Source organism: Methylophaga sp. UBA2689, assembly GCA_002354555.1.
GTDB lineage: Bacteria > Pseudomonadota > Gammaproteobacteria > Nitrosococcales > Methylophagaceae > Methylophaga.
The window spans coordinates 781-11,862 of sequence record DELT01000013.1; the positions used below are offsets into that span (position 1 = coordinate 781).

11 protein-coding genes and 1 tRNA gene are annotated in these 11,082 nt (G+C 46.4%); 10 read left to right on the forward strand and 2 right to left on the reverse strand.

The genetic code is table 11. The annotated features are described in order from the left end of the window. Positions 1-735 (forward strand): oxygen-dependent coproporphyrinogen oxidase (hemF, locus tag B3M51_RS01095; protein WP_292756252.1); only part of this gene is annotated, 735 nt, incomplete at its 5' end. Between the two features lie 11 nt (positions 736-746). Here hemF and prfA read toward each other — a convergent pair. Continuing rightward, the gene (gene prfA, locus B3M51_RS01100; RefSeq protein WP_292483320.1) at positions 747-1,835 is read right to left on the reverse strand and encodes a peptide chain release factor 1; all 1,089 of its coding nucleotides are present in this window, start codon (positions 1,833-1,835) and stop codon (positions 747-749) included. Positions 1,836-1,838: 3 nt separating this feature from the next. Further along, entirely contained in the window at positions 1,839-3,098 is a 1,260-nt protein-coding gene (gene hemA, locus B3M51_RS01105) for a glutamyl-tRNA reductase (RefSeq protein ID WP_292756253.1), read from the reverse strand. 281 nt (positions 3,099-3,379) lie between these two features. Here hemA and B3M51_RS01110 point away from each other — a divergent pair, with 281 nt between their 5' ends. The 9 genes from B3M51_RS01110 to B3M51_RS01150 form a co-directional block, all read left to right on the forward strand. Next, positions 3,380-4,996 (forward strand): tetratricopeptide repeat protein, encoded by a 1,617-nt coding sequence (locus tag B3M51_RS01110; RefSeq protein ID WP_292756254.1) that lies wholly within the window; start codon positions 3,380-3,382, stop codon positions 4,994-4,996. Then, positions 4,993-5,592 carry a lipoprotein insertase outer membrane protein LolB gene (lolB, locus tag B3M51_RS01115; RefSeq protein ID WP_292756255.1) on the forward strand — a complete coding sequence of 200 codons (600 nt, stop codon included), beginning with the start codon at positions 4,993-4,995 and terminating at the stop codon, positions 5,590-5,592. The genes B3M51_RS01110 and lolB overlap by 4 nt, the downstream gene beginning before the upstream one ends. Further along, a complete protein-coding gene (gene ispE / locus B3M51_RS01120; protein WP_292756256.1) occupies positions 5,589-6,434 on the forward strand; it encodes a 4-(cytidine 5'-diphospho)-2-C-methyl-D-erythritol kinase in 846 nt (281 codons plus the stop codon). The genes lolB and ispE overlap by 4 nt, the downstream gene beginning before the upstream one ends. A 44-nt stretch (positions 6,435-6,478) precedes the next feature. Beyond that, a tRNA-Gln gene (locus B3M51_RS01125) sits at positions 6,479-6,553 on the forward strand. Positions 6,554-6,641: 88 nt separating this feature from the next. Further along, positions 6,642-7,577 carry a ribose-phosphate diphosphokinase gene (locus B3M51_RS01130; protein WP_292483456.1) on the forward strand — a complete coding sequence of 312 codons (936 nt, stop codon included), beginning with the start codon at positions 6,642-6,644 and terminating at the stop codon, positions 7,575-7,577. A 111-nt stretch (positions 7,578-7,688) separates the two neighbouring features. Then, positions 7,689-8,363 (forward strand): 50S ribosomal protein L25/general stress protein Ctc, encoded by a 675-nt coding sequence (locus B3M51_RS01135; protein ID WP_292756257.1) that lies wholly within the window; start codon positions 7,689-7,691, stop codon positions 8,361-8,363. Between the two features lie 20 nt (positions 8,364-8,383). After that, entirely contained in the window at positions 8,384-8,956 is a 573-nt protein-coding gene (gene pth / locus B3M51_RS01140; RefSeq protein ID WP_292483330.1) for an aminoacyl-tRNA hydrolase, read from the forward strand. 100 nt (positions 8,957-9,056) lie between these two features. After that, positions 9,057-10,148: a redox-regulated ATPase YchF gene (gene ychF, locus B3M51_RS01145; RefSeq protein ID WP_292756260.1), complete on the forward strand. Its 1,092-nt coding sequence runs from the start codon at positions 9,057-9,059 to the stop codon at positions 10,146-10,148. Between the two features lie 59 nt (positions 10,149-10,207). Beyond that, a partial coding sequence (locus tag B3M51_RS01150) for a phospholipase A (protein ID WP_292756262.1) occupies positions 10,208-11,082 on the forward strand: 875 nt, incomplete at its 3' end.

Consider the following 11,082-nt stretch of genomic DNA (forward strand, 5'->3'; position numbering starts at 1 on the left):
GTCAATTTCTCCGAAGTCAGCGGTGATAACTTACCGCCATCAGCAACGGCCAGTCGGCCTGAACTTGCCGGGCGCAGTTTTCAGGCGATGGGCGTATCGCTGGTGATTCATCCACATAACCCGTATGTACCAACCTCCCATGCCAATGTACGTTTCTTTATTGCTGAAAAAGCCGGTGAAGAACCTATCTGGTGGTTTGGTGGTGGTTATGATCTGACGCCCTATTACACCTTTGATGACGATGTTATTCATTGGCATCAAACAGCTAAAAATGCCTGCGACCCTTTTGGTGACACGGTATACGATGATTACAAAAAGTGGTGTGATGAGTATTTCTTTCTCAAGCATCGCAACGAACCGCGGGGGGTTGGCGGGCTGTTTTTTGATGATTTGAATCAGCCGGATTTTGAACATTGCTTTGGTTTGTTGCGAAGCGTTGGCAACAGCTACACCGCAGCGTATTTACCAATCGTCGAGCGTCGCAAAGAGTTAAGCTATACCGAAGAACAGCGTGACTTTCAGCTGTATCGTCGTGGTCGTTATGTGGAATTTAATCTGGTTTATGACCGCGGCACCTTGTTTGGTTTGCAGTCGGGTGGACGTACCGAGTCGATCCTGATGTCGTTACCGCCATTGGTCAAATGGCGCTATAAATGGCAACCCGAGCCGGGCTCGGCGGAAGCCAAGTTATATGATTACTACCTCCAACCTCAGGATTGGCTAGCTAAAACCTAGGTCTTTTGATCCTAGGAATCCTTAGACAATAATGCCAGCTGATCCGCCTGGTATTCGCTGATTAACGGATCAATGACCTGATCCAGTTGACCTGACATGACTTCATCCAATTTATATAACGTTAAATTGATTCGATGGTCGGTAATGCGGCCTTGTGGATAGTTATAGGTACGGATACGTTCGCTGCGATCACCGCTACCGACTAACAATCTGCGGGTTTCGGCCTGTTCGGAGGCTTGTTTTTCCTCTTTCGCCGCCATGATGCGTGATTGCAAAACGGACATCGCTTTGGCGCGGTTTTTGTGTTGTGAACGTTCTTCCTGACACTCAACGATAATGCCGGTTGGAATGTGTGTGATACGTACGGCGGAATCAGTAGTATTAACGTGCTGGCCACCGGCACCGGATGAACGGAAGGTATCCATTTTGATATCGGCCGGGTTGATTTCAATCTGATCGATTTCATCGGCTTCCGGCAAAATCGCTACCGTACAGGCTGAGGTATGAATCCGCCCCTGGGATTCAGTTTCCGGCACCCGTTGCACCCGATGGGCGCCAGATTCAAATTTCAACCGTGAGTAGGCACCATCACCAACAATCCGGGCGATGATTTCTTTATAGCCACCATGTTCGCCTTCCTGAGCATTGAGCACTTCAACCTGCCAGCGACGTGATTCAGCATAACGCGTGTACATTCGAAATAAATCACCGGAGAAAATGGCAGCCTCATCACCACCGGTGCCGGCGCGGACTTCGAGAAAGATATTACGTTGATCATTTGGATCTTTAGGTAACAACAGTTTCTGCAAATCAATGGCAAGCTGTTCCTGTTTTTCTTCAGCGATGGCCAGTTCTTCCTTGGCCATTTCACGCATTTCCGGATCACTTTCCTGCATCATTGCCTGAGCATCTTTCAGATCACTTAGGGTCTGCAGATATAAGCCAAAGTGCTTAACAACTGGCTCCAGCTGTGCGTATTCCTGCGATAAGGTGCGGAATTTGTTCTGATTGGCCATGGTTTCCGGATCAGATAGCAGGCCACTGATCTCTTCATGACGATCAACTAATGCTTCAAGTTTATTTCTGATGGAATCTTTCACAGATCAATCCTTAATATTAAATAAACGGCGGGCAGCATCAATCATCGGATTATTTTCATCAGATTCAAATGCTGATTGCCGCAGTTGTCTACTGGGTTCATGCAATAGCTTGTTGGTCAGGGTGCGGGCCAGTTCGGTCAGTACCATTTCAGCATTACCACCCTGTTCCAGCTGGCGTAGGGCTTTATCAACGGCCTGGGTGCTGAGCATCTGTCCGCGCTCCCGAATTGACCGAATGACCGGTACGGTATCCTGACTACGCATCCAGCCGGCAAAATGATCGGCCTGAGTATCAATGATTTCCTCTGCCTGCTTGGCAGCATCACGCCGTGACTGCAGATTTTCTTCAATAATGTCATGCAGATCATCAACGCTATATAGATAAATGTCTTCAAGCTGTCCAACTTCTGCTTCGATATCCCGTGGAACGGCAATATCCACCATAAAAATCGGTTTACGTTTGCGCAGCTTCAATGCACTTTCGACTGTGCCTTTGCCAAGTATGGGCAGCTGACTGGCGGTGGAGCTGATCACAATATCCGCTTCGGCAAGATGTGCCGGAATTTCACTCAGACTAATCGCATAACCATTCACTGAGGTTGCCAGAAGATGAGCTTTCTCAATGGTGCGATTGGCAATAATCAGACGCTTGATGCCGTTATCAAACAGATGACGGGCTACCAGTTCGATGGTTTCGCCGGCACCGATTAGCAGGGCGGTTGATTCGGCCAGATTACTGAAGATCTGTTTTGCCAGACTGACAGCAGCAAAAGCGACGGAAACCGGACTGTTCCCAATAGCGGTATCGGTGCGCACCTGCTTGGCAACGCCAAAGGCATGCTGGAACAGACGTCCCAGCGATTTCCCCAGCGCCTTTGCGTTAAGCGCCTGGCTATAGGCGGTTTTTAACTGACCAAGAATCTGCGGTTCGCCTAAAACTAACGAATCCAGACCACAGGCAACCCGGAATAAATGCCTTACCGCATCAGCACCTTCATAACAATAAAGATAGGACTTGAGGGCATTGGCATCCTGTTGTTGAAAGTTATGCAACCATAACAGGACACTATTGTCATAATCTTCGTCCAGATGACAGTATATTTCGGTGCGGTTGCAGGTTGAGACAATGACAGCTTCAATCACGCTTTCATTCAGCATCAGTGACGCTAAAGCCAAAGGTAATTTATCAGCATCAAAGCTAAGCTTCTCGCGCACATCAACCGGTGCGGTTGTGTGATTAATGCCGTAAGTGACAAGATGCATAATTAAGGAGTCGTGTTGTATGCTGTTAAACTTTACAGCCGTGAGCTAAGTTGTCTTATATCTCGGTCTGGACAAGACTAATTCGCCATTCTATCAAACTCAATCAGTCAGGTCGTTGAATTATGGATTTATTGCAACAGTTACGCGGTCATTCAAAACGGTTCGCCTCATCGGCGGCGTGGGTGATGATACCTATTTTACTGTTTGGATGCGCCGCTACTGCTAAGCAATCAGACGAAAAAACTCCACTACAGCCAGTGGAGGTAAATGAAGCAGAGACAATGGAAACTGCGCAGCCGGAATTGGATTTGCCTCTGACTTCAGAACTGGTTTATTACGTACTTACCGCCGAAATTGCGGGGCAGCGCGGTCAACTTGATATTGCAGTCGACTTATATAATCAGGCTGCTGAATTGACTGACTCGCCTAATCTGGCGGGACGTTCCGCACGAATTTCGACATTTTCACGTGATCCCAAACGTATCGACCGCGCATTGACCCGCTGGCAGGAAGTCTCGCCGGAAGAGGCTGAGGTCTACGTGATGCGGGTTCCATTTTTGTTAATGGAAGATAATTATCCCGAAGTCGTTGTAAACATGAACAAAGCGCTCGCTTTGGAACCGGAGAACAAAGAAAAATATCTGGAAAGCCTGGCCGCTAATTTAAGCGAGAAAGGGGATCCGGAAAGAGGTCTGCAGACGATTCTGGAATTGGACCTGTACAAAAATGATGATCCGGCAGCTCGCTTTACCTATGCCCGACTGGCCGCTTATTTCCAGCGCTTTGATGTGGCTGAAATCGCGGTGGATGAGTTACTGGAAGAAGACCCAAACAACGAAGCTTATCTGAGTCTTAAAGCAGACTTGTTACAGACCCATGGTAAAAATGAAGAAGCATTAAAGTTAATTGCCAAAGCAGCTCAGCGTGAGGGAGCGAGTGAATCCTTACGTTTCACCTACGGGAAATTGTTAGGTGAAAGTGGCGAATCGGAAAAGGCAAAACGTATTTTTGAAGAATTGCATTTGGAGAACCCGGAAAACCCGGATGTGATTTTTGCGCTGGGATTACTGGCTTTGGAACGCGATGATGGAGAAACTGCCAAGTCGTATTTCAGTCAGTTATTACAAATGGGAGATGCCGGAGGTCAGGCCAGCTATTTTATGGGGTTGGCCGAAGAAATGAATGGCAATGTGGATTCTGCTTTGGTCTGGTTCGCCTCAGTGCCTGCCGAAAGCCAGCGGTTTGAAATGGCGCAAACCCGTTATATCAATTTACTGGCCGATCAAGGTGATATTGATAAAGCACGACAGCATCTACAACTGCTGCGTCAGGAGCGTCCTCAGCAAGCCATTGATTTTTATTTGTTTGAAGCCGCCTTTTTGCGGGATCACAGCATGCCGGAAGAGTCGGTTGAGGTGTTAACGGAAGCGCTGAACAATCACCCGGGCAATCTGGACCTTTTATACAGTCGCGCCATGGTAGCCGAATCAATTGGCAGACTGGAGATGCTGGAACAGGATCTGCGCACCATTTTGAAAATTGACCCGGAAAATGCACAGGCGATGAACGCCCTGGGTTATACCCTGACCGATCGTACTGATAGACATGAAGAAGCTTTGCAGTTAATCAATAAAGCTTTGGAATTGCGCCCTAATGATCCTTATTACCTGGATAGTCTGGGATGGGTGTATTACCGGATGGGTGATTTGGAAAAAGCTGAATATTACCTGCGTGAAGCAGTGGAGATTCAGGCCGATGTAGAGTTTGTCGCTCATCTGGGTGAAGTGCTGTGGATGCAGAATAAAAAAAATGAAGCCAGAAAGTATTGGGCTCAAGGGGAGAAACTGGATCCAAATAACAAAGTACTTCAGGAGACCCTGCAGCGGTTGACCAAATGAAACAGCTTCTAGTAGTAACCGGTCTGCTGCTGATGACTGCCTGTACCCCAGTGTGGCAGACAAAACCGTTGGAACCTGCAGAACAGTTGTGGGAAAACCGTCAGACGGTTTTAAAACTAATGGACTATTGGTCTTTTCGTGGTCGTACGGTTATTAGTCAGGACAAAGAAGGCTGGAATGTCGGCGTGACCTGGCAACAGCAGCAGGAAGACTTTAATATCCGCCTGTTTGGTCCCTTTTCTCAAGGGGCGGTGGAGTTAGCCGGTGATGACAAACTGGTCACCATGACATTTTCCGATGGTGAAACCTATTCTGCTGCAACACCGGAAGAGCTTCTGGCAGAAGTACTGGGCTGGTTATTACCGGTCAGTGCCTTGCGTGACTGGGTCAGAGGTTTGCCGCATGCACCTATCAAGATTGATGAGAAAACTCTGGATGAAAAAGGCCGCTTAATCACACTTTCCCAGGCAGGTTGGCAAGTAGAGTTTGTCGATTATGCGCCGCTGGAAGGCAATGATGTGCCGGCCAAGATCTTTATCGAACATCCGCAGTTAAGTATTCGTCTGGTAATGAATGGATGGAAAGCTGGTAAATGAATGAATGGTGGCCCGCACCGGCAAAACTAAATCTGTTTTTACACATCACCGGCAGACGGCCAGATGGATATCATGAATTACAGACGGCATTTCAGTTTCTCGACTATGGTGACAGATTAAAATTTACCGTCACCAAAGATTCGCTAATCACTTTACAAGCCGATCTGCCAGACGTTGCTGATCAGGATAATCTGATTGTAAAAGCCGCCCAACTTTTGCAATCAACCTGCAAATGTCATTCAGGTGCTGTTATCCAACTGGAAAAAAATCTGCCGATGGGCGGTGGTCTGGGAGGAGGCAGTTCCGATGCTGCTACCACCCTCGTTGCGCTGAATAAGCTTTGGCAATGTGATTTATCAGAAGATCAATTAGCTGGTCTGGGGTTGCAATTAGGCGCAGATGTGCCGGTTTTTGTGCGAGGTCACGCGGCGTGGGCCGAGGGTGTAGGAGAAATTTTTACTAAAATTGATCCACCAGAACCTTGGTATTTAGTTATCTTTCCCCAATGCGCCGTCTCTACAGCTGAAATATTTTCTGCAACTGAATTGACACGCGATTGTGAACCCCTCACAATATCGGGCTTCCTTGCGGGGGAAGGCAGTAACATTTGCGAATCGGTGGTGAAAAAATTGCATCCACCAGTTGCACAAGCACTGGCATGGTTGGCACAATATGCTACCATTCCACGAATGACCGGAACAGGGGCTTGTGTATTCGCCCGCTTTGACTCAGCCACTGCGGCTGAAAATGTTTTAGAACATGTGCCGGAACATTGGCATGCTTTTACTGCCAAAGGCTGCAACAGATCACCGTTGAGTTTTTGTGCAAAAGATTTCGATTGAAGTCTTAATGTAACTGCAATTTGATAGAGTTGAGTAAAAACAGTTGGGGTATCGCCAAGCGGTAAGGCAACGGGTTTTGATCCCGTCATTCCCAGGTTCGAATCCTGGTACCCCAGCCACTCTTTTTGTTTATTGAATGAACTCGGCATCTCTATAGTGACTCAAAACCGACTCCTCCAGTTACAACAGCGTTCCGCAGACGACAATATGATGGTCTTCACTGGAAACGCTAATCGTAAACTGTCAGAAAATATCGCCAATTTTCTGAATATCAGCTTGGGTAAAGCCACAGTTGAGAAATTCAGTGATGGCGAGATCATGGTTGAAATTCTCGACAATGTCCGGGGCAAGGACGTGTTTATCGTCCAACCAACCTGTATGCCAACCAATGATAACCTGATGGAATTAATGGTGATGACCGACGCTATCCGTCGTGCCTCAGCCAAACGTATTACCCTGGTTGTCCCCTATTTTGGTTATTCCCGTCAGGATCGCCGTCCTCGTTCAGCTCGTGTTGCCATTACCGCTAAGGTCGTTGCCAATATGCTGACCGGTGTTGGCGCAGACCGCGTTTTAACCGTTGATTTACATGCCGATCAGATCCAGGGCTTTTTTGATTGTCCTGTTGATAATGTCTATGCCTCACCCGTATTGCTGGGTGATATCTGGAAACACAAATACCAGGATTTGGTTGTTGTCTCGCCCGATGTTGGTGGTGTGGTTCGTGCCCGTGCATTAGCCAAACATTTAGATGTTGAACTGGCGATTATTGATAAACGTCGCCCACGCGCCAATGTGGCCAAAGTCATGAACATCATCGGTGATATCGATGGACGTACCTGTGTGATGGTCGATGATATGGTCGATACTGCCGGCACATTGTGTGCTGCGGCAGCTGCTTTGAAAGAACATGGTGCGATTAATGTAGTTGCTTACTGTACCCATCCGGTTTTATCGGGTGCCGCCATTGATAATATCAACAAATCTTTACTCAATGAGTTAGTGGTGACAGATACTATTCCACTGCAGCCCGATGCGGCTGCATGTGACAAAATTCGCGTGTTGAGCATTGCTGAAATGCTTGCCGAAGCGATGTACCGAATTAGTAATGAAGAGTCAGTTAGCTCTTTATATATGGATTAACCAAAAAATTTATTTTGGTTGTATGTGCTGAACCTGGTCGCGGGGGAGGCGAAAAGCCGGAAACGGCATATTAACGGGCCTCGTGTCCGTTTTTTAGTCTTGGAGAAGAAGATGGAAAATTTATTTGAAGTACATGCTGAAGCGCGTACTGACCAGGGGAAAGGTGCGAGCCGCCGCCTACGTCATTCGGGCAAAGTACCAGCAGTAGTCTACGGTGCTGAAAAAGAACCTGTTTCAATTTCAGTAAACCATAACCAGTTCATTCGCCATTTGGCAGAAGAAGCGTTTTACGCTCACATTCTGACATTGGTTATTGATGGCAAGAAAAATCAGGTCGTATTGAAAGATCTGCAACGTCATCCTGCGAACGACAACAAAATCATTCATGCAGACTTCCTGCGTGTTGATGCCAAACATGCAATGACAATGACAATTCCATTGCACTTTATCAATGAAGAAAAAGCGGTTGGTGTTAAAGCCGGTGGTTTGGTTTCGCATCTGATGACAGAGGTTGAAATCTCTTGTCTGCCTAAAGATTTACCAGAATACATCGAAATTGATGTTGCAAAACTGGCTATGGATGAAGCTATCCACCTGAGTGAATTGAAACTGCCTAAAGGTGTCACTCTGACTGCCTTGACGCATACTCAGGATGAGCAGTTGGAAGAAGGTGAACGTTCTTCTTACGATCAAGCCGTTGTCAGTATTCATGAGCCACGTGTTGCTAAAGTGGATCTTGAAGAAGATACAGAAGCTGATGATGAGGAAGAAGCGACTGAAGATTAATTCAGTCGTCGGGAACCGTTATGACAAACTGGATTATCGCCGGTCTGGGCAATCCCGGTTCTCAATATGAACAGACCCGACATAACGTCGGGTTCTGGTGGTTGGATCAGTTGGCTAATGATTTTGGGCTGAGTTTTAAAACAGAGTCCCGGTTTCATGGTCAACTGATTCAATACACAAATCCTGAACACAAAGTCTGGTTGATCAAACCACTTACCTTTATGAATCGCAGCGGTCAATCTGTTGCGGCGCTGGCCAACTTTTATAAAATCCCTGCAGAAAATATTCTCGTTATCCACGATGAATTGGATTTACCCGCCGGTACGGTGCGTCTGAAACGCGGTGGTGGTCATGGCGGACACAATGGTCTGCGTGACATCATCAGCCAACTGGGCAGCAAAGATTTTTTACGTTGCCGGATTGGTATTGATCATCCGGGTAATAGTAAGCAAGTTGCCGATTATGTGCTGAGTAAACCCTCTGCAGCAGATCGGGAAAATATGATGGCAGGTATCGATAACAGCCTGCGTGTTTTACCTGATGTACTTTCAGGAAACCTCGACAAAGCCATGAACTGGCTGCACTCACAGTAAGAATCGTTTTTTACCTCTCTTAATTGTGATCTGCAAAACACCTGCACAGGTGCGAGGAAAGAATTTTATCATTGTTATAAATAACCCCTAAGGATTTCTCATGGGATTTAAATGCGGTATTGTCGGTTTACCTAACGTAGGCAAGTCCACGTTATTTAATGCGTTGACTCAGGCAGGCATCGAAGCTCAAAACTATCCATTCTGTACTATCGAGCCTAACGTTGGCATCGTGCCGGTGCCGGATCCGCGTATGGATAAACTGGCTGCGATCGTCAATCCGCAACGCGTTTTACCCACTACCATGGAATTTGTTGATATTGCCGGTCTGGTTGCCGGGGCTTCCAAAGGTGAAGGCTTAGGTAATAAATTCCTGGCCAATATCCGTGAAACCGATGCTATCGCCCATGTTGTTCGCTGTTTTGAAGATGAAAATGTGGTGCATGTGGCTGGTAAAGTCTCGCCAGTGGATGATATTGAAGTGATCAATACCGAGCTTGCATTAGCGGATCTTGAATCTGTGGAAAAAGCGATCACCAAAACCACAAAAGATGCCAAAGGTGGCGATAAAACAGCCAAAGCACGTTTGGATTTGTTGACGCAGATTCGAGAGCATCTGGACCAAGGTTTGCCTGTTAGAGCAATGAAACTTGATTATGATCAACTGGCATTATTGACCGGCCTGCATTTGTTAACAATCAAACCGACAATGTATATTGCCAATGTTGCTGAAGATGGCTTTGAAAACAATCCTGCTTTGGATGCAGTTATGGCATTGGCTGACAAAGAAAATGCTATTGTTGTATCAATTTGTGCCGCCATTGAATCGGAGATTGCCGATCTGGCAGATGAGGATAAAGCAGAATTCCTTGAGGAACTTGGTCAGGATGAGCCCGGTCTGAATCGAGTAATTCGTAGCGGTTATCAATTGCTTGGATTACATACCTACTTTACCGCTGGTGTGAAAGAAGTGCGTGCCTGGACTGTTGAAGTCGGTGCGACTGCACCAGAAGGTGCCGGTGTTATTCATACTGATTTCCAGAAAGGCTTTATTCGCGCAGAAGTTATCGGCTACGAAGATTTTGTGCAGTTTAATGGTGAACAGGGTGCTAAAGATGCCGGAAAATGGCGTCTGGAAGGCAAAGAATATGTCATTAAAGATGGCGACGTAATGCATTTCAGGTTTAACGTTTAATTGAAAATTTGCCTTTGATCAGTGGATCTCGGAAGGCGCTCTGAAGTAAAGGAATAATCATGAAAAGATGGTTTGTTGGAGTGTTATTAACACCGATACTGATGGGTGCGGCACAGGCTGATCCGGCTATGGATTCTTGCATTTTGTCCAAGATGGCTACTTCCGATGATACGGTTACGGTCGGGGATATTCGCGCAATATGCAGCGCTGACATCAGCTCACAAAAACAGGAATCTTTTGATCCGGTCACTTTGCCAGCATTGAAGCGTGCCGAGGAGCAGACTATCTCGCTTGATGACGATGATGCCACCAGTATTAAAACTGCTGATGGTTCTGCCTTAACACGTCGTTTGGTTTTGGAAAAAAGTCAATCAAATAATCCATTTGCATTCTTGCCGCATCGACCCAATTACTTCATTTTCAGTAACAATGTAGCTTCTTACAATGAAGCACCATTTGAATCCTCCGATCCAGGAAATGATTATGATTTTCAACCCTGGGAAAGCAAATTTCAGATAAGTTTGAAACTTCCGGTGGTTAGAGGTTTGTTTAATAATCGGGCAGATGCCTTTATTGCTTATACAAACCGCTCTTTCTGGCAAATGTTTAATAACGATAACTCACAAGTATTTCGTGATTCCAACCATGAACCAGAAGCCTGGCTTTCATTTGCAAACGATACCGAGTTATTCGGATTTAAAAACTCACTGATTAATGTCGGCTTTAATCATCAATCAAACGGCCAGAGTGGTGAATTATCGCGCAGCTGGAATCGTATATTTGCGGAGTTCGTCGTAGAAAAAGGCGACTTTTATTTTGCTGTTCGCCCATGGTATCGGGTTCCTGAAAGAGATAGTTCGGACGATAACCCGGATATTGAAAAATATATGGGGAATTTTGATTTCACTTCGGTTTATAAATACGGTGATCACAG

Coding starts and splice junctions, on each gene's coding strand:
- hemA (WP_292756253.1), bottom strand. CDS start 3,098: ATGCATCTTGTCACTTACGGCATTAATCACACAACCGCACCGGTTGAT.
- B3M51_RS01130 (WP_292483456.1), top strand. CDS start 6,642: ATGATGGTCTTCACTGGAAACGCTAATCGTAAACTGTCAGAAAATATC.
- lolB (WP_292756255.1), top strand. CDS start 4,993: ATGAAACAGCTTCTAGTAGTAACCGGTCTGCTGCTGATGACTGCCTGT.
- B3M51_RS01135 (WP_292756257.1), top strand. CDS start 7,689: ATGGAAAATTTATTTGAAGTACATGCTGAAGCGCGTACTGACCAGGGG.
- B3M51_RS01110 (WP_292756254.1), top strand. CDS start 3,380: ATGGAAACTGCGCAGCCGGAATTGGATTTGCCTCTGACTTCAGAACTG.
- ychF (WP_292756260.1), top strand. CDS start 9,057: ATGGGATTTAAATGCGGTATTGTCGGTTTACCTAACGTAGGCAAGTCC.
- ispE (WP_292756256.1), top strand. CDS start 5,589: ATGAATGAATGGTGGCCCGCACCGGCAAAACTAAATCTGTTTTTACAC.
- pth (WP_292483330.1), top strand. CDS start 8,384: ATGACAAACTGGATTATCGCCGGTCTGGGCAATCCCGGTTCTCAATAT.